Origin of the sequence: Streptomyces sp. NPDC051555 (assembly GCF_044454405.1) — a bacterium.
Classification (GTDB): domain Bacteria; phylum Actinomycetota; class Actinomycetes; order Streptomycetales; family Streptomycetaceae; genus Streptomyces.
This window is the reverse complement of sequence record NZ_JBITDP010000030.1, coordinates 52,794-73,709: the sequence shown is the minus strand read 5'-3', so window position 1 is coordinate 73,709 and position 20,916 is coordinate 52,794. Positions and strand designations below refer to the sequence as shown.

The following is a 20,916-nucleotide window of genomic DNA, read 5'->3' as shown; positions in this document are numbered from 1 at the left end:
CGCGGGTCGCGGGCCTTGGCAGGATGGGGCAGAGCCCTTGCGGGGCAAGGGAAGGACCCGGTCGGGGTCGGGGGAGCCCGCTCGGGGAGGGGTGGTGCGGGGTGGCGTCCGTGGTGGCGCGGGGGGTGGCGCGGGCCATCGAAATCCCGTCAATCCCAGGGCGGTGGTGATCGTCCTCCGCAGGGCGTCGACCCGGCCTTCTGATGTCTGACGGTCCCTCAAGCGCCAATAAAATCAGACAACATCGGAAAGAAGGCCATCTGGTGGTGGGTGCGTTCCGGATACGCTCGCCACTGCGCTCAGGTGCTTCGTACGGGGGACCGCGTACCAGCCCGGATGGTGGAATGCAGACACGGCGAGCTTAAACCTCGCTGGCCTTAGGGCCGTGCCGGTTCAAGTCCGGCTCCGGGCACCACCGGTCCCACCCGTGCACCGACGGGCCCGTTCTCCGCCGGTCGAAGCTTGCCCATTTCTTGTCCCGTGCGTTTCGTCATGCCCTCTTCTAAGATCCTCCTTCAGCAGTAGGGTGATTTTTTTGCGAACGCATTACCCTTGGTGGCAAGAGGCCGCGCACGTGGCCGATGGAGGAGTGAGATGAGGAGCAGTAACCCGGTCTTCTCGCGACGGGGGTTCAGCCGCGACAACGGCGGCTACGCGGGCTTTGACGCGCAGCAGGCCGGGACCGCGACGAACCCGTACGCGACGAACCCGTACGCGACCGACCCGCAGACCGGCATGCCGCAGGCGTCGGCCAACCGCAATGTGATGACCATCGACGACGTCGTGAGCCGTACGGCCATGACGCTCGGCACGGTCGTCCTGACGGCGGTCCTCGCCTGGATCGCCCTCCCGGTCGACCCGGCGAACGTCAACAAGTCGTACGGCATCGCCGTTGGCGCCGCTCTCATCGCGTTCGTCCTCGCGATGGTCCAGTCGTTCAAGCGCAAGCCCGTACCCGCGCTGATCCTGGCCTACGCGGCCTTCGAGGGCGTCTTCCTCGGCGTGATCAGCTCGGCCACCAGCACGTACATCAGCCCGGGCGTGGTCATCCAGGCCGTGCTCGGCACCATGTGCGTCTTCGCCGGCGTGCTGTTCGCCTACAAGATGCGCTGGATCCGCGTCACCCGCCGCTTCTACGGCTTCGTGATGGCCGCCGCGATGGGCTTCATGCTGCTCATGGTCGTCAACCTGCTGTTCTCCGTCTTCGGCGGCGGCGACGGCCTCGGTTTCCGGTCCGGCGGCCTCGGCATCCTCTTCGGTGTCATCGGCATCATCCTGGGCGCCTGCTTCCTCGCCCTCGACTTCAAGCAGGTCGAGGACGGCGTGCAGTACGGCGCCCCCCGCGAGGAGTCCTGGCTGGCGGCCTTCGGCCTCACCATGACCCTGGTGTGGATCTACCTGGAGATGCTGCGCCTGCTGTCGATCCTCAAGGGCGACTAGTACCGCACCCGGTGGCGCACCGCGCGATCACGCACGTACGGCAAGGCCCCGCGAGCACGGCTCGCGGGGCCTTCCCGCATGTCGGGGGCCTGCGGGAATCGGGGGCAGGGGTCGGGGACAGGAGTCGGGTACGGGGGGGCAGGGGCTGCGCTCAGCCGAACTTCTTGGCGGCCCTGCGCAGGTCGTACTCGTGGATGATCGCCTTGGCCTGGCCGTACGACAGGTCGTGCGCGCCGAGCAGCCAGCTGAGCTTGTCCTCGAACCGGATGAGGGAGGGGCCCTCGTCGACGGTGCGGAGCCAGTCGGAGAGATCACGACCGGTGGTCTGGGGGATTCTGGAGATCATGTTCCGGTGGGTGGGCTCGGAGAACTCTACGGACATGGGCGCCTCCGGAGGTATCGCCGTGCTTGTTCTCTTCACGTCACCGTGCCTGACCGTTCGCCCGTTGGCAATGGCGCCGGGGCGGCGCGTAAGGTCGGCCGGATGCTTGATACGTCGCCCCTGACCGCCGTCGTGGAACGCTTCGCCGACCGGCTGCGCTCCGCCCCGCAGAGCCGCCTCCAGCGCGGCGCCGCCGCCGAGGGGCTGGCCCTCGCCCGCGAGCTGTCCGTACGGGCGCAGCGCCTGGAGGGCCTCGCGGACGGGGCGCGGCCGCGCGAGATGCCGGACGCCGGGATCTTCGTCGTCGGCGACCAGCTGGCCGTGGCCGGCCTGGACCTGGCCGAGGCACTGCGCGGCGCGAACGGGGTCCCGGACGCGGCGACGGCCCCGTCCGAGGTGCTGGACGAGGCCGTGCGGCTGGTGGAGCGGGCGGAAGTCAGAGCGATGCGATGACCCGGTCGGCCAGGATGTAGACGTTGTCGTCGGGGTCCCCGGCGTCGCCGCAGGAGAAGGTCAGCGCGTAGGCGCCGGAGATGCCCGAACCGCCCAGCAGGACCGGCGCGGTGCCCGAGCGCAGGGCCTCGGACAGGCGCTCCGCGGTCTCCCGGTGGCCCGGGGTCATGCACAGCGTGGTGCCGTCGGTGAAGACGTACACGTCGAGCGTGCCGAGCGGGCCGGGGCGGACATCGGCCAGCGCCGTACGGGCCTGCGCCAGCTCTTCCAGCCGGTTGACGGTGCGCTCGTGGTCGGCGCCCGGCGCGGCGGCCTGGGCCGGCACGAAGTCGGGGTGCGAGGGGTGGCGGCGGCGGGCCGCGGCCAGCTCGGCGGAGTCCTCGGGGTAGGCGTAGTCGTCGCCCTCGTCCGCCAGGAGGGGCTCCAGGCCCACCAGGTCGGCCTGGCGGGGCAGGAAGACCGGGTTCTCCTCGCCGAGCCCGGGCAGGCCGCCCAGCAGCGACGGAGCGTCGGCGGCGTCGCGCGCCTCCTGCGCGGCCCAGAAGGCGCGCGCCTCGGCGAGCTCGCGCTCGCGCTCCTCGGCAAGGGCCTCGGCCACGGCGGCCCGTATCTCCGACGCGGGGGACGCGACGGCGCTACGGGCGTGCGGCACGGTCATGGCGCGGGGGTGCGCCGGAACCGCCAGCTCGCTGCGCAGGGCCGCGACCTGCTTGCGCAGACCGTGGACTGCGTGCAGCGCGGCGGCGCCCACGGCCGTGGCAGCGGCCGTGGTCAGCAGCAGGGCAAGAGACATGGCGCTCACTGACTAACTCCTGATGTATTCGATCCCCCGACTTCCTACATCAGCTTCACCCGCCCTGGGAATGGGGTGCAGTGCATTACGTCATGAATTGGACAGGTCTTTCGTCCCGACCTCTCCGGCCACATGTGCCCTGACCTGCGGAAATGCCAAACCCCCAGGACATAGGTCACATCCTGGGGGAGATTCGGTCACAGGTCGGCCGCGACGGGATTAGATCCGGTGTCAGTACGACGTAAGGATCAACGCGTTTTCCCTAGGGGCGTCTGGGCCCCAGGGGGAACGATCAGCTCCGGCTCAGCTCAGTCGCTCGATGACCATGGCCATGCCCTGGCCGCCGCCCACGCACATCGTCTCCAGGCCGAACTGCTTGTCGTGGAACTGGAGGCTGTTGATCAGCGTGCCGGTGATCCGCGCGCCGGTCATCCCGAACGGGTGACCGACGGCGATGGCCCCGCCGTTGACGTTCAGCCTGTCGAGGTCCACGCCGAGGTCGCGGTAGGACGGGATGACCTGGGCCGCGAAGGCCTCGTTGATCTCGACCAGGTCGATGTCGCCGATGGTCAGGCCGGCGCGCTTGAGGGCCTGCTTGGACGCCTCGACCGGGCCCAGGCCCATGATCTCGGGGGAGAGGCCGGTGACGCCGGTGGAGACGATCCGGGCCAGCGGGGTCAGGCCCAGCTCGCGCGCCTTGGTGTCGCTCATGATGACCAGCGCGGCCGCGCCGTCGTTCAGCGGGCAGCAGTTGGCGGCCGTGACGAGGCCGTCGGGGCGGAAGACGGGCTTGAGGCCCTGCACGCCCTCCAGGGTGACGCCGGCGCGCGGGCCGTCGTCGGCGGACACCACGGTGCCGTCCGGCGTCGTCACCGGGGTGATCTCGCGCTCCCAGAAGCCGTTCTTGATGGCGGCCTCGGCGAGGTTCTGCGAACGGACGCCGAACTCGTCCATGTCCTGGCGGGTCACGCCCTTGAGGCGGGCCAGGTTCTCGGCCGTCTGCCCCATCGCGATGTAGGCGTCCGGGATCAGGCCGTCCTCGCGCGGGTCGTGCCAGGAGGCGCCCTCGCTCGCCGCCACCTCGGCCGTACGGGCCTCGGCGTCGGCGAAGAGCGGGTTGTGGGTCTCGCGGATGTCGGAGGAGCCGTTGATCGACCGGGAGACCATCTCGACGCCCGCCGAGATGAAGACGTCGCCCTCGCCCGCCTTGATGGCGTGCAGGGCCATGCGCGAGGTCTGGAGGGAGGAGGAACAGTAACGGGTGAGCGTGAGGCCCGGCAGGTGGTCCATGCCCATCTGCACGGCCACGATGCGGCCCAGGTTGCTGCCCTGCTCGCCGCCCGGCAGGCCGCAGCCCAGCATCAGGTCGTCGATGTCGCGCGGGTCCAGCTCCGGGACCTTCGCCAGGGCGGCCTGGACGATCGTGGCGGTCAGGTCGTCCGGGCGGAGGTCCTTGAGGGAGCCCTTGAAGGCCCGGCCGATGGGGGAGCGGGCGGTGGAAACGATGACGGCTTCGGGCATCGGGACTCCAAGGGGTGGGTTGCGGTTGTGCCGGGACCGCATGTGAAGTTACCGGCCCGTACCGTCGATTTCACCGCCCTCGCCGTGTGACGAGCACCGCACCGGGGCCGCGGCCGGGCCATCGGGGCCGGTCAGGAACCTGGCGTCAGGACACCGGCGCGTCCGGGACGGCGTGGTCGCCGTCCGGCTGCGAGGCGGCCTCCGCCTCGCTCCCCGGCAGCCGCCGGCGGCGCCGGTGCTTGAGCAGGGCCCAGGGCGCGCGGGCCGCCGTGACCTCGGTGCCCGCCTGGTTCGCGGCGGCCGAGGCGGCCTTGGCCACCGGGAGCATGTCCTCGTCGCGGGAGACGTCGAGGCGGTCGGATTCGGGCCAGAGCGAGAGCGTCGCGCACAGGGTCGGCAGCACGGCCATGGCGGCGGTCGCGTACCCCTCGGCGGACGGGTGGTAGGAGTCCGGGCCGAACATCTCGCGCGGGTTCGCGGCGAACTCAGGGCCCAGCAGGTCCCCCATCGAGACCGTACGGCCGCCCTGGGCGACCACCCCGATGGTCTGCGCGGCGGCCAGCTGCCGGGACACCCGGCGGGCCACCCAGCGCAGCGGCTGGTAGACCGGCTCGATCGTGCCGAGGTCCGGGCAGGTGCCCACGACGACCTCGGAGCCGGCCAGCCGCAGCCGCTTCACCGCGGCCGTCAGCAGCCGCACCGACTGGGTGGGCGGCATCCGGCGGGTCACGTCATTGGCCCCGATCATCACGACGGCCACGTCGGGGGCCTTCTCGCCGTGGTCGAGCAGCAGCGACACCTGGCGGTCGAGATCGTCGGACATGGCACCCGACAGGGCCACGTTCCGCAGCTGTACGGGCCGCTCCGCCACCGCGGCCAGCCCCGAGGCCAGCAGCGCCGCCGGGGTCTGTCTGGCCCGCCGCACGCCGAGCCCGGCGGCCGTGGAATCGCCCAGCATGGCGAGGCGCAGCGGGCCGGGACTCAGCTCGGGGCCGCCGAACTCGCTCCCGTACAGCCCGTCCGCGCGCGGCGGGTCGGGCAGCCCGACGCCCACGGTCCGCTTGGCCAGCTGCACCTCGGCGACGACCAGTCCCACCGCGGCGGCGCCGAGCAGACCGAGTCCGCCGCCGCCGTACGCCGCACCCGCCGCGATCCGGCGGGCCGTTCTCGCCCTCGACACTTCAGGTCACCACTCCTTGCCTCTGCTGGCTTACCTGCCCCGTAGTGCCGCTGCTCCAATCCCTTTCCGCTTAGTCTGACGGGACCTCCCGGAGAACCCGTGGAGTTCCTTCCTTGGAGAACATGGTGCAATTCCACGACTCGATGACCAGCCTCATCGGCAACACCCCGCTGGTGAAGCTCAACCGTGTGACCGACGGCATCCAGGCCACCGTCCTGGCCAAGGTCGAGTACTTCAATCCGGGCGGGTCCGTGAAGGACCGCATCGCCATGCGCATGATCGATGCCGCCGAGCAGAGCGGAGCGCTCAAGCCCGGTGGCACCATCGTGGAGCCGACGAGCGGCAACACCGGTGTAGGACTCGCCATCGTGGCCCAGCAGAGGGGCTACAAGTGCATCTTCGTCTGTCCTGACAAGGTGTCGATGGACAAGATCAACGTGATGCGCGCGTACGGCGCCGAGGTCGTGGTCTGCCCGACCGCCGTCGACCCCGAGCACCCGGACTCGTACTACAACGTGTCCGACCGCCTCGCGCGCGAGCCCGGCGCCTGGAAGCCCGACCAGTACAGCAACCCGAACAACCCGCGCTCGCACTACGAGACCACCGGTCCCGAGCTGTGGGAGCAGACGGACGGGAAGATCACGCACTTCGTCGCGGGCGTCGGCACCGGCGGCACGATCTCCGGCACCGGCGGTTACCTCAAGGAGGTGAGCGGTGGCAGCGTCAAGGTCATCGGCGCCGACCCCGAGGGCTCCGTGTACTCGGGCGGCTCGGGCCGTCCCTACCTCGTCGAGGGCGTCGGCGAGGACTTCTGGCCGTCCGCCTACGACCGCAACGTGACGGACGAGATCATCGCGGTGTCCGACAAGGACTCCTTCCAGATGACCCGCCGCCTCGCCAAGGAAGAGGGCCTGCTCGTCGGCGGTTCCTGCGGCATGGCCGTCGTGGCCGCGCTCAAGGCCGCCGAGAACCTGGGCCCGGACGACGTGGTCGTCGTCCTGCTGCCGGACAGCGGGCGCGGCTACCTCAGCAAGATCTTCAGCGACGAGTGGATGGCCGGACACGGCTTCCTGGAGGAGGCGGGCCCCGCGGCCCGCATCGGCGCGGTCCTGGCCGACAAGGAGGGCGGGATCCCCTCGCTCGTCCACATGCACCCCGAGGAGACCGTCGGGGAGGCCATCGAGGTGCTGCGCGAGTACGGCGTCTCGCAGATGCCGATCGTGAAGCCGGGCGCCGGGCACCCGGACGTGATGGCCGCCGAGGTCATCGGGTCCGTGGTGGAGAAGGAGCTGCTGTCGGCACTGTTCGCGCAGCGCGCCTCGCTCAGCGACCCGCTGGAGAAGCACATGAGCCCGCCGCTGCCGCAGGTCGGCTCCGGCGAGACGGTCTCCGAGCTGATGACGGTCCTCGGTACGGCGGACGCGGCGATCGTCCTCGTCGAGGGCAAGCCGACCGGTGTGGTCAGCCGTCAGGACCTGCTGGCGTTCCTGGCGCGCAGCGCGAAGTAGCGGCTCTCGGGGCCGGTCCGGGATTAGCGGGGGCTTCGCGCGATCGGAACGGGCCCGACACGTCGTGGCAGCACCGGCTTAACACGGGTGCGGCACAGTGGTGGTCGTCGGAAGGAACCGGACAACCGGATGGTTCCTCCGGCGCCACGAGCGGTGTCACGCGGTTCCGGAGCGGCTCCCGGGCCCGTGGGGCACCACGGACGCGGACGGCCCTGACCCGGCCCGTGTCCTTCGCGGGGGCCGCCGTCGTCCCGCCCCCCGGGCGACCGGGGGTGCGGCGGTCCCCGCCATAGCTTCCCGGAGGGGCGGGGTGTCGCTGCCCCCGCCCTTTGCCCGCGGGCCGGTGCGCGCCTCAATCGCCGGCGGGGCTGGATTTGGCCGCCCCTACCTTTCGCCTGCGGGCCGGTGTGCGCCTCAATCGCCGGCGAGGCTGAAATTGGCTGAGCCCGCCCTTCGTCCGCGGCTTCGTGCGCGCCTCAAACGCCGGCGGGGCTAGGAAGCGCCCCAGTGGCGAGGAGTCGAGCTCAGCCCTATCCAGCCCCGCCGGCGTTTGAGGCGCACACCGGCCCGCAGGCGAGGGCCGGGCTCGGCCACCCTCAGCCTCGCCGGCGTTTGAGGCGCGCACAGGGCCGCGGACGAAGGGCGGGCTCAGCCAAATCCAGCCCCGCCGGCGTTTGAGGCGCGCACGAAGCCGCGGACGAAGGGCAGGCTCGGCCTCATCCAGCCCCGCCGGCGTTTGAGGCGCGTACCGGGCCGTGGGCGAGGGGCGCGGTCGGCTCCATCCCGCCCCGCCGGCGTTGAGGCGTCGGCGGGTCAGTGCGCAGGGCGGCGCCAGGCTTTGGCGGCGTGGGCGAAGTTGACGCCCAGGATGCCGGCCCAGGTGACCACGAGGCCGCTCAGACCGGCGTTGACGACGCCGATGGCGGACAGCGGGATCGCCAGGACCAGCGTCACGATGGCGAAGCCGAAGCGTTCGCCGAAGTTCGTCCCGCCCCCGGCGACCGCGGGACCGCCGCGCGCCTCGTGCAGGCGCTGCTCGGCCAGGCGCCGCCTGACCTGGGTGTCCACCTTGTCGACGAACGAATCGACGAGCGCCGCCTCGTACTCGGGCCCCAGCTCCCCGCGGGCCCTCAAGGTGGCGTCGAATTCCTTCTTCAGCTCGTGGGCATCGGTGTGGGGATGGGCTTCCATGCCTCCAGGCTAGGAAGGCCGTCGCGGCCCGGCACTGGGGCTAGCCCCCGTATCAGGCCACGGACCAGGCTTGCCGTCCTGCATATCCGCATGCAGAGTGCTTGCTGACTGAATACATCGAGGGCCGAGGGTCCACGGGCGGAGGAGGGGGCGGGATGAGCGACAGTCCGGCAGCACGGCTGCAGAAGCTGTTCGAGGGGCACCGGCTGACGCCGACCCAGCGGCGGATCGCCCACTGCATGGTGCGCGGGGCGGCCGAGGTGCCGTTCCTGTCCAGCGTCGAGCTGGCCGAGCTGGCCGGGGTCAGCCAGCCCTCGGTGACCCGCTTCGCGGTGGCGCTCGGCTTCGACGGGTACCCGGCGCTGCGCCGGCACCTGCGCGAGGTGGCCCCCGCCGGCCGCCCCGGCGGGTCCGGCAGCGACGCGTACAACTCCTACCAGCAGGCCGTCCAGGCCGAGATCGACAACCTGCGCCACCTCTCGGCGATGCTCGCCGACCCCGGGCCCGTCGAGGAGGCGGGGCGGGCGCTCGCCGCTTCGGTGCCGCTGCCGGTGCTCGGGCTGCGCGCCGCGTCCTCGCAGGCGCGCGGGTTCGCGTACTTCGCGGGCAAGGTGCACCCCGACGTGCGGCTGCTGGACGAGGGTGGTTCGATGCTGGCCGACCGGATCGACGCGGCGGTCGGGTCCGGGGCCTCGGCGCTGCTGTGCTTCGCGCTGCCCCGGCATCCGCGCGAGGTGCTGGCGGCCCTGGAGTACGCCCGTACGGCCGGGCTGACCGTGGTCACGGTCGCCGATTCCGCCTTCGCCCCGGTGGCCCGCCACTCGGACCTGCTGATCCCGGCGCCGGTCGGCACCGGACTCGCCTTCGACACGGCGTGCGCGCCGATGCTCCTGGGGCGGGTGCTGCTGGAGTCGATGGCGGACGCGCTGCCCGACGCCCAGGCCCGGCTGGAGGCCTTCGACGCGAAGGCCACCGCCCGCTCCCTCTTCGTCGAGTAGGACGAAGGGCCCTGTCACAGCAGGGCGTCGCCGTGCGCGGCGCCCGCCTCCTCCACCAGGGCCGGGAGGGACTGCGCGGGCCGCGCGAGGGCGAAGCGCACCGCGTCCCCCTCGACCGCGAAGCCGTGGACGGCCGGGCGCGGCAGGCTGTTGTAGCCGTAGTGGGCCGTGAAGAAGTACGCGCCGGTGTCCGGTACGGCGATCAGGTCGCCCGCGGCGAGCGGCGGGAGCGATCGGGCCTCGGCCAGCAGGTCGCCCGCGAAGCAGGCGGGCCCGGCGACGTCCTGGGCGAGGGGCGCGCCCTCCTTCGGGACGCCCCGCCCGTCGTAGGCGAGGATCCGCACCGGCCACACGGCGGGCGCGTAGACCGTGCGGGTGGCCAGCTGGACCCCCGCGTGGGTGAGCGCGACCGGGCGGCCGCCGGTGGTCTTCGCGTACTCGACCCGGGCGATCACCAGGCCGTGCTTGGCGGTCAGGGACCGGCCGAACTCGGTGACCAGGCCGTAGGAGCCGTCGAAGAGGGCCGGGGCGGCCGTGCGCAGGGCGGCCACGTAATCGGCGTACGAGGGGGTCGCCGCGTCCGAGGTGAAGTTCACCGGGAGCCCGCCGCCGATGTCGATCGTGTCGATCCGGCGCCGGCCGACGCGGGCGTTGACCTCCTCGGCCAGCTCGTGCACGGCGCGCACCCCCTGCGCGATCTGCGGCAGCGGTACGCCCTGGGACCCGGAGTGGGTGTGCAGCCGGGTCAGCCAGGGGCGCTCCGCGCAGGCGCGCACCAGCCACTCGCGCGCCCCCTCGTCGCGCAGGGCGAAGCCGAACTTCGAGGTGGCGGTCGCCGTGGAGAGGGCGTCGATGGCGCCCGCGCCGGTCTGCGGATTGATCCGCAGGCCGATCGGGGACCGGACCGGGCCCGGGTCCGCGGCGATCAGGGCGTCGATGCGCGCCAGCTCCTGGCGGTTGTCGGCGTTGACCGCGATGCCCAGGGCCAGCGCCTCGCGCAGCTCGGCGGTGGTCTTGGCGGGGGAGTCCAGGACCGTGCGGTCGGGGCTCAGCCCGGCGGCCCGGGCCAGGGCCAGCTCCCCGGCGCTGGCCACCTCGCAGCCCAGGCCGGCGGCGGCGAGCAGCCGCAGCACCGGGACCAGCGGGCAGGCCTTCACGGCGAAGGCGTGCAGGACGGGGGTGCCCGGCGGCAGCGCGGCGGCGAAGGCGGCCGTCAGGGCGGCGGCCGAGTCCCGGATCCCGGCCGTGTCCAGCAGGCACACCAAGGGTTCGTCGCCCTCGTCCGGCCCCACCAGCCGCTGGCGCACGGCGGCCCGTACGACCAGGTCCCGGCGGGCGGCGGCGGGCTCCCGGGGCGGGCCGGTGCCTTCGTGGGACGCGCTGTCGGACGTGCTGTCGGACGTGCTGTCGACGGTCTCCGCAGTCATGTCGGCCAGCCAACCACCACGGCGACATGCCCGCAGCTGTTGACTGAACCTATTCAGGCAGTGAGTATGTGAATAGATTGACCAACATCGGAGGAGGCACCGCCATGTCAGGACCCCGCCCCGTACGTGCCGCGCGAGGCACCGGACTCAGCACCCTGGGATGGCAGCAGGAGGCCGCCCTGCGCATGCTGCAGAACAACCTCGACCCCGAGGTCGCCGAGCACCCCGACAAGCTGGTCGTCTACGGCGGCACCGGCAAGGCCGCGCGCGACTGGCGCTCGTACGACGCGATGGTCCGCACGCTGCAGACCCTCAAGCAGGACGAGACCATGCTGGTCCAGTCCGGCCGTCCGGTCGGCGTCATGCAGACCCACGAATGGGCCCCGCGCGTCCTGCTCGCCAACTCCAACCTGGTCGGCGACTGGGCGAACTGGGAGGAGTTCCGGCGCCTGGAGAACCTGGGCCTGACCATGTACGGGCAGATGACCGCCGGTTCGTGGATCTACATCGGCACCCAGGGCATCCTCCAGGGCACCTACGAGACCTTCGCCGCCGTCGCGGCCAAGAAGTTCAACGGGACCCTCGCCGGCACCATCACCCTCACCGCCGGCCTCGGCGGCATGGGCGGCGCCCAGCCGCTCGCCGTCACGATGAACGACGGCGTCGCCATCTGCATCGACGTCGACCCGCGCGCCATCGACCGCCGCATCGAGCACCGCTTCCTCGACGTCAAGGCCGACAACCTCCGCCACGCCCTCGCGCTCGCCGTCGAGGCCCGCGACGCCCGCACGCCGCTCTCCATCGGCCTGCTCGGCAACGCCGCCGACCTGCTCCCGCAGATGCTCGCCGAGGGCGCCCCGATCGACATCGTGACGGACCAGACCTCCGCCCACGACCCGCTCGCGTACCTCCCCGTCGGCGTCGACTTCGACGACATGGCCGACTACGCCGCCAAGGACCCGGCCAGCTTCACCACCCGCGCCCGCGAGTCCATGGCCACGCACGTCGAGGCCATGGTCGGCTTCATGGACGCGGGCGCCGAGGTCTTCGACTACGGCAACTCCATCCGCGGCGAGGCCCAGCTGGCCGGCTACGACCGCGCCTTCGCCTTCCCCGGCTTCGTCCCCGCCTACATCCGCCCCCTCTTCTGCGAGGGCAAGGGCCCCTTCCGCTGGGCGGCCCTGTCCGGCGAGGCCTCGGACATCCACAAGACCGACAAGGCGATGCTCGACCTCTTCCCGGAGAACGAGTCCCTGCACCGCTGGATCAAGATGGCCGGCGAGCGCGTCCACTTCCAGGGCCTGCCCGCGCGCATCTGCTGGCTCGGCTACGGCGAGCGCGACAAGGCCGGTGAGCGCTTCAACGAGATGGTCGCCGACGGCACCCTCGCCGCCCCGCTGGTCATCGGCCGCGACCACCTCGACTGCGGCTCGGTGGCCTCCCCGTACCGCGAGACCGAGGCCATGCTCGACGGCTCCGACGCGATCGCCGACTGGCCGCTGCTCAACGCGATGGTCAACGTCGCCTCCGGCGCCTCCTGGGTCTCCATCCACCACGGCGGCGGGGTCGGCATGGGCCGCTCCATCCACGCGGGCCAGGTCAGCGTCGCCGACGGCACCAAGCTCGCGGGCGAGAAGATCCGCCGCGTGCTCACCAACGACCCCGGCATGGGCGTCATCCGCCACGTCGACGCGGGCTACGACATCGCCGAGACCGTGGCCGAAGAGCGCGACGTACGCATCCCGATGCGCGAAGGCGACCAGGCGTGACCCAGGAAGCCGCGGCCGGAGCCTCGTTCCACGACATGTGGGCCGAGCTCCGGCCCATCGGGCGGGACCGGGACAGCGGCGGCTACCGCCGCTACGCCTGGACCGGCGCCGACGCCGACTGCCGGACCTGGTTCCAGGCCCAGGCCGAGGCGCGCGGGCTCGCCTACGAGACCGACCGCAACGGCAACCAGTGGGCCTGGCTCGGTGACCCACTCGCCGGGGACGCCGTCGTCACCGGCTCCCACCTGGACTCCGTGCCCGACGGCGGGGCCTTCGACGGCCCCCTCGGCGTGGTCTCCTCCTTCGCCGCCCTGGACGAGCTCCGCCGCAGGGGCGCCACCTTCTCCCGGCCGCTGGCCATCACCAACTTCGGTGACGAGGAGGGCGCCCGCTTCGGGCTCGCCTGCGTCGGCTCCCGGCTCGCCGCCGGACAGCTGACGAAGGAGAAGGCGTACGAGCTGCGCGACGCTGACGGGATCAGCCTGCCGCGCGCCATGGAGGAGGCCGGGTACGACCCGGACGCCATCGGCGCCGACCCCGAACGCCTCGCCCGGATCGGGGCCTTCGTCGAGCTCCACGTGGAACAGGGCCGCGCCCTGGACCTCTCCGGCGACCGGGTCGGCCTCGCCTCCGCGATCTGGCCGCACGGCCGCTGGCGCTTCGACTTCCGCGGCGAGGCCAACCACGCCGGCACCACCCGGTTGGTGGACCGCCGCGACCCGATGTTGACCTACGCCCAGACCGTGCTGGCCGCCCGCAGCGAGGCGGCCCTCGCCGGGGCCGTCGCCACCTTCGGGAAGATCTCGGTCGAGCCCAACGGGGTCAACGCGATCCCCTCGCTGGTCCGCGGCTGGCTCGACTCCCGCGCACCCGACCAGGCCGCCCTCGACACCGTCGTCACGGCGATCGAGAAGGCCGCCCGGGAACGCGCCGAGAGCGAGGGCATCGACCTGAGCGTGGTCCGGGAGTCCTTCACCCCGGTCATCGAGTTCGAGGACGCCCTGCGCGACGAGCTCAACCGGATCCTGGGCGGGGCCCTCCCGGTGCTCGGCACCGGCGCGGGACACGACGCCGGAATCCTCTCCGGATCGATCCCGACCGCGATGCTGTTCGTACGCAATCCCACCGGGGTCTCCCACTCCCCGGCCGAGTACGCCGCCGAGGACGACTGCGTCGCCGGCGTCCTCGCCCTCGCCGACGTACTGGAAGGTCTCGCATGCAGTTGACGGGGCAGGTGCCGACCGCGCAGCAGAACACGTACTGGCTGGAGCACGCCTGGCTCGGCACCCACGTCGAGCCGGGCGTCGCCCTGGACGTCGAGGACGGCCGGATCGCCGCCCTGCGCACCGGGGTGGACGCCCCGCCGCCGGGCGCCGAGATCCTGCGCGGCCTGACCCTGCCGGGCCTGGCCAACGCGCACAGCCACGCCTTCCACCGGGCGCTGCGCGGCACGGTCCAGGTCGGCAGCGGCACCTTCTGGACCTGGCGCGAGCTGATGTACAAGGCCGCCCAGAACCTCACCCCCGAGAACTACTTCGCGCTCGCCCGCGCGGTGTACGCGGAGATGGCGCTGGCCGGGATCACCGCCGTCGGCGAGTTCCACTACGTCCACCACGCCCCCGGCGGCGCGGCCTACGCCGACCCCAACGCCATGGGCGAGGCGCTGATCGAAGCGGCGGCCGCGGCCGGCATCCGCATCACCCTCCTCGACACGGCGTACCTCTCCGCCGGCTTCGGCGAGGCCCCGCAGCCGCACCAGCTGCGCTTCTCCGACGGCACCGCCGACGCCTGGGCCGAGCGGGTCGGCGCGCTGAAGCCGCGCGAGCACGCCCTGATCGGCGCGGCCGTCCACTCCGTGCGCGCCGTGCCCGCCGAGCAGCTGGCCACGGTGGCGGCCTGGGCCGCCGAACGCCGGGCGCCGCTGCACGTGCACCTGTCCGAGCAGACCGCCGAGAACGACGCCTGCCTGGCCGCGCACGGGCGCACCCCCACCCAGCTGCTCGCCGATCACGGGGTGCTGGGCCCGCGCACCACCGGGGTGCACAACACGCACCTCACGGACGCGGACATCGCCCTGCTGGGCGGCACGTCCACCGGCACCTGCATGTGCCCCACCACCGAACGCGACCTCGCCGACGGCATCGGCCCGGCCACCCGGCTCCAGCACGCGGGCAGCCCGCTGTCCCTGGGCAGCGACAGCCACGCCGTCATCGACCTGCTCGAAGAGGCCCGTGCGATGGAGCTGAACGAGCGGCTGCGCAGCCGCACGCGCGGGCACTGGACGGCGAACGCGCTGCTGACCGCGGCGACCGAGGACGGGCACGCGGCCCTCGGCTGGGAGGGGGCGGGGCGCCTGGAGGCGGGCGCTCTGGCGGACTTCACCACGGTCGCGCTGGACTCCGTACGGACGGCTGGGCCGGTGCCGCGGCTCGGGGCCGAGACCGCGGTCTTCGCGGCCTCCGCGGCCGACGTCCGGCACACGGTGGTCGGTGGCCGTCACATCGTCCGCGACGGTGCGCACGCCCTGGTCCCGGACGTCCCGTCCGCCCTGGCGGATGCGATCGCAGCCGTCCGCGGCTGACCACCCCCCTGGGGCTCCGCCCCAGACCCCGGTCCTCAAACGCCGGACGGGCTGAAATGCGGCCGTCCGCAGGCGAATCCAGCCTCGCCGGCGTTTGAGGCGCGGGGTCCGGGGCGGAGCCCCGTGCCTCCGAGAGGAACTCGTGACCACCACCGTCATCACCCACATCGCCAGCCTCGTCACCAACGACCCCGCCCTCGGCGACGGTTCCCCGTTGGGGCTGCTCCACGACGCCGCCCTCGTCATCGAGGACGACCGCGTCGCCTGGGTCGGCCCCACGGCGGACGCCCCGGCCGCGGACCACGCGTTCGACGCGAACGGCCGCGCCGTGATCCCCGGCTTCGTCGACTCCCACTCGCACCTGGTCTTCGCGGGCGACCGCACCGCCGAGTTCAACGCCCGGATGTCGGGCCGCAGCTACTCCGCCGGCGGGATCCGGACCACGGTCGCCGCCACCCGCGCCGCCACCGACGCCGAGCTGGAGGCCAATCTGGTCCGCCACCTCGACGAGGCCCGCCGCCAGGGCACCACCACCTTCGAGACCAAGTCCGGCTACGGCCTGACCGTCGAGGACGAGGCCCGCGCCCTGCGCATCGCCGCCGCCCACACCGAGGAGGTCACCTACCTCGGCGCGCACATCGTCTCGCCCGACTTCGCCGCGGACCCGGCGGCCTACGTCGACCTGGTCACCGGCGAGATGCTGGCGGCCTGCGCCCCGTACGCCCGCTGGGTGGACGTCTTCTGCGAGAAGGGGGCCTTCGACGGGGACCAGGCCCGCGCCATCCTGACCGCGGGCGCGGCCGCGGGCCTGATCCCGCGCATCCACGCCAACCAGCTCTCCCACGGCCCCGGCGTCCAGCTGGCCGTGGAGCTGGAGGCGGCCTCCGCCGACCACTGCACGCACCTGACCGACGCCGACGTCGACGCGCTCGGCCAGGGGGCCGCGACCACGGTGGCCACCCTGCTGCCCGGCGCCGAGTTCTCCACCCGAGCCCAGTGGCCGGACGCCCGCCGGCTGCTCGCCGCCGGCGCCACCGTCGCCCTGTCGACCGACTGCAACCCCGGTTCCTCCTACACGAGTTCGATGCCCTTCTGCATCGCGCTGGCCGTCCGGGACATGGGGATGACCCCCGACGAGGCCCTGTGGTCCGCCACCGCGGGCGGCGCCCGAGCCCTGCGCCGCACCGACATCGGCGCGCTCACGCCCGGTGCGCGGGCGGACCTGGCCCTGCTGGACGCCCCGAGCCACGTCCACCTGGCCTACCGGCCGGGCGTCCCGCTCGTTTCGGCCGTGTGGCAGCGGGGTGTCCGGGCCTCCTGATACCGGGGTGTCGCGTCTCTTCCTTCCGTAGGCCCCTCGGCGTACTTTGAGCCACCAAATCTGATGTGCCGTCAGTAACTTGCCATCAGTGACACGTGGTTCCGAGGCCCGAGGGGAAGACGAAGGTGTCCAACCGGAAACGCTCCACCGCGCTCGCGCTCGCCACCGCGCTGGCCGGATCGGCGGTCCTGCTGGCCGCCCCGGCCGCGCAGGCCGATGTGGTCGACGTCAAGTACGACTGCGAAACCCCGATCGGCCCGAAGTCGGCCGTGTCGCCCATCGACATCAAGGCCGTCAAAGAAGGCGACGGCTACAAGCTCACGATGTCCTTCGAGAAGGGCGTCTCCTCCAGCCCCATCGAGCTCGGCCCCGGCGCGATGTCGCCCAGCGCCGTCATCACGGTGGCCGGGGACGAGACGGCCAGCGTCCCGGTCGCGGGCCCGCCCAACGCGGCGGCCGCGCCCGCCAACGCGCCCATCAAGATCTCCGACCTCTCGGGCACCTACACCCCGAAGAAGAGCGGCAAGGTCACCTTCACCGCGGCCGTGCTCACCATCAAGGCGATGGGCACGACGACCACCTGCAAGACCGGCAACAGCCCCAAGCCCTCCCTGGAGATGGAGGTCACGGCGGCCGCCGGCGCGGCGAAGTCCCCCGCCTCGGGCGGCACCGAGGACACCCTCCCGCAGACCGGCCCCGCCGACTCCGCCCTCGCGCTGGGCACCCTGGGCGCCACCGTGCTGCTCTCCGGCGCCGCCGGGGCGCTCTGGCTGACGCGGCGCGGCCAACGGGCCCGGCCCTGAACGGAGCGGACCCGGCCATGCCCGAGCTCCGCCGCCACCACACCCGCCTCGCGCTGTCCGGGCTGTTCGGGCTGCTCTGCGCGGTCGTCCTGTCCTTCGCCACCCCGGCGCGGGCGGCCGACCCCGGCTGGAGCGCCGAACCGGCCGCCGGGTCGACGGCCCGCCCCGGCGGCGCCCGCCCGTACTTCTACCTGGAGGGAACCCCCGGCACGGTGCTGGAGGACCGCCTCGCCCTGTCCAACCCCACGGACCGGGAACACGTCGTGACCCTGCGCGGAGCGGACGCCTACAACACCGGGGCGGGGGCCCTCGCGGTGCGCCCGGCCGCGCGGTCCACCGGGGCCGGGTCCTGGATCGGCTTCGGCGCGGCCCGCACCGTCACGATCCCGCCGCGCACCCGCGCCGTGGTCCCCTTCACCGTCACCGTGCCCCCCGCCGCGGCGCCGGGCGACCACCCCGTCGCCGTCGTCGCGACCGAAGCCGGTCACGAGGCGGCCGTACGGGTCCACCTGCGCGTCAGCGGTCCGGTCCTGGCCGCCCTCACCGTCGAGCACGCCTCGGTCAGCGGCAAGGGCGCGGCCGCCGTCATCCACTACACCCTGGTCAACCGCGGGAACGTGGCCCTCGCGCCCGAGCTGTCGGTGCGCGCCGAGGGCCTGTTCGGCGAGGTGCCGGGCCGCACCCTGCGCACCCTGCCCGTGGAACTGCTGCCCGGCCAGCGGGTCGAGCTGAGCGAACCCTGGCCCGGCGCCCCGGTCCTCGACGACGTCCGGCTCACCCTCACGGTCACCGCCCCGGGCGGCGCGCGGGCCACGACCACCGCCTCCGCATGGTTCGTGCCCTGGGGCCTCGTCGGCTGGATCGGCGCCGGGCTGCTCGTCCCCGGGGCCGCGGCCCTGGTCGCGCACCTGCTCGTACGCACCCGACGGGCGTCCCGTGCGGCGCCGCCCGCCGACGCGGACGGGCCCTCGGACGGGCCCGGCGCGCACGCCGAACCCCACGTGACGGAACACGAGTTGACGGGAGCTCCCAGGTGAGCACGCGCTACGTTGCCCCGCCCCCGGCGGCCGGCCGCGCCCGCCCGGCCGCCCGCCGGCGCGGACCGGGCCGTAAGGCGGCGACGGCACTGGTGGTCGCGCTGGCGGGCGCCCTTCTCGCGCTGGCGGCGGCCTCCGCCGGGGCCGCGCCGGCCGCCGACGGCAAACCCGCCGCGACGCTCTCCCTCCAGGAGGTCGCCAAGGGCACCGAGGTCACCGTCACCGGCACCGGCTGGCGACCGAAGACCATGCTGATGCTGCTGGTCTGCGGGCAGAACATGATCGGCGGCACCAACAGCTGCGCCAATGCGGACGGCGCCGCCGTCGCCGTCGACGAGGCCGGGCACTTCGCCGCCCAACTGCCGGTGGTGGGGCCGCCCAAGCCCTGTCCCTGCGTGGTCGACGTGGCCTCCGTCAACGGGGACCAGTCCACCGTCGCCGTCCCGGTGAAGATCACGGACCATCCGGTGGCCGAGCTGCCGGCGGAGTCCGGCACGGCCCGCCTCGCCCTCTTGACAGGTGTCCAACTGGAGGGCGACGACGGGGTGTTGACCTGGTTCGGTGCCCCGCCGGGCCGTCGGTTCGTGGTCACGGTCGGCAACCTCGGCTCGGCCCCGGTCACCGACCCCGTCTTCCAGATCGGCACCGCCCACGGGGTGTTCGCGCCGACCTGGGAGGAACACCGGTGGAAGGGCACGATCCCGCCCGGTCAAAAGGCCCGGGTCGCGATCGACGTCGAGCTGGGCGCGGGCGCGTACGGCGACTACACGCTCTCGCTCAAGTACGGCGAGAAGGTGCTGGCCACCCAGCCCTGGGGGGTGGACCGGCCCTACGGCGTCCTCCTCTTCTGGGGGCTGCTGTGCCTGGTGATCCCCGCCGCGCTCTTCCGGGTCGGCATGGCCGTCGTCGACAGGGTCCGCCCGCGCGGCCCCGGCTCCGGCCGCCACCGCGGCAGCCCGCCCGCCGACGCCCCGCGCGATCCGGCGAACGCCGTCACCGCGCGGTTGCCGCGCGTCCCCGGCGCCGTACGCCGCCCGGGCGGCCCCCCGCGGCGCGCGCCGGCGCCGTCCCCCCAGACCGCCACGGCCGTACTGCCGTGGTTCACCCCGGACGGCGCCGACGCTCCGGGAGCACCACCCGTACAGACATCCGCACCGTCAGAAGACCATCCGACAACGAAGGGACAGTCGTGAAGACCCAACGGAGGATGAGCGCGGCCGGGGTCGCGCTGATGCTCGGCGGGGCGGGGATCCTGCTGGCGGCGACCCCCGCCCAGGCCGCCGAGATCACCTTCAAGACCGAGTGCATCCCGCCCGCCATCAGCAATCTCCCCCCGATCCAGGGCGAGACGACGGTGGCGATCACCGCGCCGGCGACCGCGAAGGTCGGTGACACCGTCGACATCAGCTGGAAGACGGTCAAGGCGGCGTCGAAGAACCCGGACGTGCTGGACCTGAACAAGGACGTCGTCCAGCCCAGCGGCAACGTCACCGTCGGCGGGGCCCAGAGCGGCACCGTGGCGGTCCAGGGCCCGCGCCAGAACCCGCCGATCCCCAAGAACAGCCCGATGGTGCTGTCGGAGATGAAGGGCAAGCTCAAGATCGAGAAGGCGGGCGACATCACGCTCACGCCCGACAAGTACACGATCAACGTCAACCAGATCATGACCACCGAGACCAAGTGCTCGCCGAAGGAGACGGTGAAGGCCGGGGCGACCATCAAGGTCGAGGGCGGATCCACGACGGGCGGCGCCACCACCGGCGGCGCGACGACCGGCGGCGCGACGACCGGTGGGGCGACCACCACGGGCGGGGCGACCACCACCGGCGGGGCCACGACCACCGGTGGGGCCACCACCGGCGGCAGCGGCGGGCAGACCGACTTCCCGGGCAAGGCCGTGGACGTCACCTACGACTGCGGGGCGGTCGTCCCCGGGGGCATCAAGACCCCGGTCACGATCAGCGCCAAGAAGAACGGCGGCGCCTACGCCCTGACCGTCAAGACCGCCAAGGGAGCCATGGCCAGCCCGATGGCCCTGCCGGCGGGCGCCCTCAAGCCCTCGATGAACATCAAGCTCGGCGGCGCCGACAGCGGCACGGTCAAGGTCACGGGCCCGGCCAACGCGGAGCCCATCCCGGACAAGGCGCCGGTCAGCCTGAGCGACATGAGCGGCACCTACACGCCCGGCAAGACGGGCAAGGTGACGCTCACCCCCGACCAGCTGACCATCGACGTCACGATGTCGGCGGGTGCCCCGCCGATCAACGTGCCCTGCAAGGCCACCACCAGCGGGGTCTCCCTGGAGCTCGACACGGCGGCCCAGCCGGGCGGCTCCGGCACGTCGGGCACGAGCGGGTCCGCCGCGGCGGCAGCGGGCGGCCTGGCCGAGACCGGTGCCTCCGACGACGGCGGCATCAAGGCCCTGGCGCTGGTCGCCGGGACCGTGGTGCTGCTCGGCGGCGCGGTCTTCACCTTCACCCCGTGGCGCCGGCTGCGCGGCACGAGGTAGGCA

General features: G+C 73.0%; 18 protein-coding genes and 1 tRNA gene. 13 read left to right on the top strand and 6 right to left on the bottom strand.

Going from position 1 to position 20,916, the window contains the following annotated elements:
* Positions 1–330: 330 nt before the first annotated feature.
* Together ACIBEA_RS38170 and ACIBEA_RS38165 are read left to right on the top strand one after the other, a co-directional pair.
* Positions 331–415 (top strand) — tRNA-Leu (locus ACIBEA_RS38170).
* Between the two features lie 179 nt (positions 416–594).
* Entirely contained in the window at positions 595–1,440 is an 846-nt protein-coding gene (locus ACIBEA_RS38165) for a Bax inhibitor-1/YccA family protein (protein ID WP_399267899.1), read from the top strand.
* Positions 1,441–1,591: 151 nt separating this feature from the next.
* On the opposite strand, the gene ACIBEA_RS38160 is transcribed toward ACIBEA_RS38165, so the two are convergent.
* Positions 1,592–1,822: a DUF4287 domain-containing protein gene (locus ACIBEA_RS38160; RefSeq protein ID WP_399267897.1), complete on the bottom strand. Its 231-nt coding sequence runs from the start codon at positions 1,820–1,822 to the stop codon at positions 1,592–1,594.
* A gap of 102 nt (positions 1,823–1,924) precedes the next feature.
* Between ACIBEA_RS38160 and ACIBEA_RS38155 the strand changes: the two genes are divergently transcribed.
* Complete coding sequence (locus ACIBEA_RS38155; RefSeq protein ID WP_399267895.1) at positions 1,925–2,275, top strand: hypothetical protein; 351 nt, start codon at positions 1,925–1,927, stop codon at positions 2,273–2,275.
* On the opposite strand, the gene ACIBEA_RS38150 is transcribed toward ACIBEA_RS38155, so the two are convergent.
* The 3 genes from ACIBEA_RS38150 to ACIBEA_RS38140 all read right to left on the bottom strand — a co-directional run bounded on the left by ACIBEA_RS38150 (position 2,259) and on the right by ACIBEA_RS38140 (position 5,769).
* Positions 2,259–3,068, bottom strand: a complete 810-nt coding sequence (locus ACIBEA_RS38150; protein ID WP_399267940.1) for a hypothetical protein — start codon at positions 3,066–3,068, stop codon at positions 2,259–2,261. The two genes, ACIBEA_RS38155 and ACIBEA_RS38150, sit on opposite strands and share 17 nt — an antisense overlap.
* 303 nt (positions 3,069–3,371) lie before the next feature.
* The gene (locus ACIBEA_RS38145; RefSeq protein WP_399267893.1) at positions 3,372–4,589 is read right to left on the bottom strand and encodes an acetyl-CoA C-acetyltransferase; all 1,218 of its coding nucleotides are present in this window, start codon (positions 4,587–4,589) and stop codon (positions 3,372–3,374) included.
* A 145-nt stretch (positions 4,590–4,734) separates the two neighbouring features.
* Entirely contained in the window at positions 4,735–5,769 is a 1,035-nt protein-coding gene (locus ACIBEA_RS38140) for an SGNH/GDSL hydrolase family protein (protein ID WP_399267891.1), read from the bottom strand.
* A 125-nt stretch (positions 5,770–5,894) separates the two neighbouring features.
* Between ACIBEA_RS38140 and ACIBEA_RS38135 the strand changes: the two genes are divergently transcribed.
* Positions 5,895–7,277: a cystathionine beta-synthase gene (locus ACIBEA_RS38135; protein WP_399267938.1), complete on the top strand. Its 1,383-nt coding sequence runs from the start codon at positions 5,895–5,897 to the stop codon at positions 7,275–7,277.
* Positions 7,278–8,090: 813 nt separating this feature from the next.
* Here ACIBEA_RS38135 and ACIBEA_RS38130 read toward each other — a convergent pair.
* Positions 8,091–8,468: a hypothetical protein gene (locus ACIBEA_RS38130; RefSeq protein ID WP_399267889.1), complete on the bottom strand. Its 378-nt coding sequence runs from the start codon at positions 8,466–8,468 to the stop codon at positions 8,091–8,093.
* A 155-nt stretch (positions 8,469–8,623) separates the two neighbouring features.
* On the opposite strand from ACIBEA_RS38130, the gene ACIBEA_RS38125 reads away from it, so the two are divergent.
* The gene (locus ACIBEA_RS38125; protein ID WP_385774583.1) at positions 8,624–9,466 is read left to right on the top strand and encodes a MurR/RpiR family transcriptional regulator; all 843 of its coding nucleotides are present in this window, start codon (positions 8,624–8,626) and stop codon (positions 9,464–9,466) included.
* 14 nt (positions 9,467–9,480) lie between these two features.
* Here ACIBEA_RS38125 and ACIBEA_RS38120 read toward each other — a convergent pair whose 3' ends face one another.
* The gene (locus ACIBEA_RS38120) at positions 9,481–10,893 is read right to left on the bottom strand and encodes a diaminopimelate decarboxylase (protein ID WP_399267886.1); all 1,413 of its coding nucleotides are present in this window, start codon (positions 10,891–10,893) and stop codon (positions 9,481–9,483) included.
* Between the two features lie 104 nt (positions 10,894–10,997).
* Here ACIBEA_RS38120 and hutU point away from each other — a divergent pair, with 104 nt between their 5' ends.
* From hutU to ACIBEA_RS38080, 8 genes are all read left to right on the top strand, one after another.
* Positions 10,998–12,662, top strand: a complete 1,665-nt coding sequence (gene hutU, locus ACIBEA_RS38115; protein ID WP_399267884.1) for a urocanate hydratase — start codon at positions 10,998–11,000, stop codon at positions 12,660–12,662.
* A 35-nt stretch (positions 12,663–12,697) separates the two neighbouring features.
* Entirely contained in the window at positions 12,698–13,888 is a 1,191-nt protein-coding gene (locus tag ACIBEA_RS38110) for an allantoate amidohydrolase (protein ID WP_399267936.1), read from the top strand.
* Entirely contained in the window at positions 13,879–15,243 is a 1,365-nt protein-coding gene (locus tag ACIBEA_RS38105; protein ID WP_399267882.1) for a formimidoylglutamate deiminase, read from the top strand. The genes ACIBEA_RS38110 and ACIBEA_RS38105 overlap by 10 nt, the downstream gene beginning before the upstream one ends.
* A 142-nt stretch (positions 15,244–15,385) precedes the next feature.
* Complete coding sequence (gene hutI / locus ACIBEA_RS38100) at positions 15,386–16,564, top strand: imidazolonepropionase (protein WP_399267880.1); 1,179 nt, start codon at positions 15,386–15,388, stop codon at positions 16,562–16,564.
* A gap of 125 nt (positions 16,565–16,689) precedes the next feature.
* Complete coding sequence (locus tag ACIBEA_RS38095) at positions 16,690–17,367, top strand: LPXTG cell wall anchor domain-containing protein (protein WP_399267878.1); 678 nt, start codon at positions 16,690–16,692, stop codon at positions 17,365–17,367.
* A gap of 17 nt (positions 17,368–17,384) precedes the next feature.
* Entirely contained in the window at positions 17,385–18,404 is a 1,020-nt protein-coding gene (locus ACIBEA_RS38090; RefSeq protein ID WP_399267876.1) for a hypothetical protein, read from the top strand.
* A complete protein-coding gene (locus ACIBEA_RS38085; RefSeq protein ID WP_399267875.1) occupies positions 18,401–19,597 on the top strand; it encodes a neocarzinostatin apoprotein domain-containing protein in 1,197 nt (398 codons plus the stop codon). The genes ACIBEA_RS38090 and ACIBEA_RS38085 overlap by 4 nt, the downstream gene beginning before the upstream one ends.
* 14 nt (positions 19,598–19,611) lie before the next feature.
* Entirely contained in the window at positions 19,612–20,913 is a 1,302-nt protein-coding gene (locus tag ACIBEA_RS38080) for a hypothetical protein (protein ID WP_399267934.1), read from the top strand.
* Positions 20,914–20,916 lie beyond the last annotated feature (3 nt).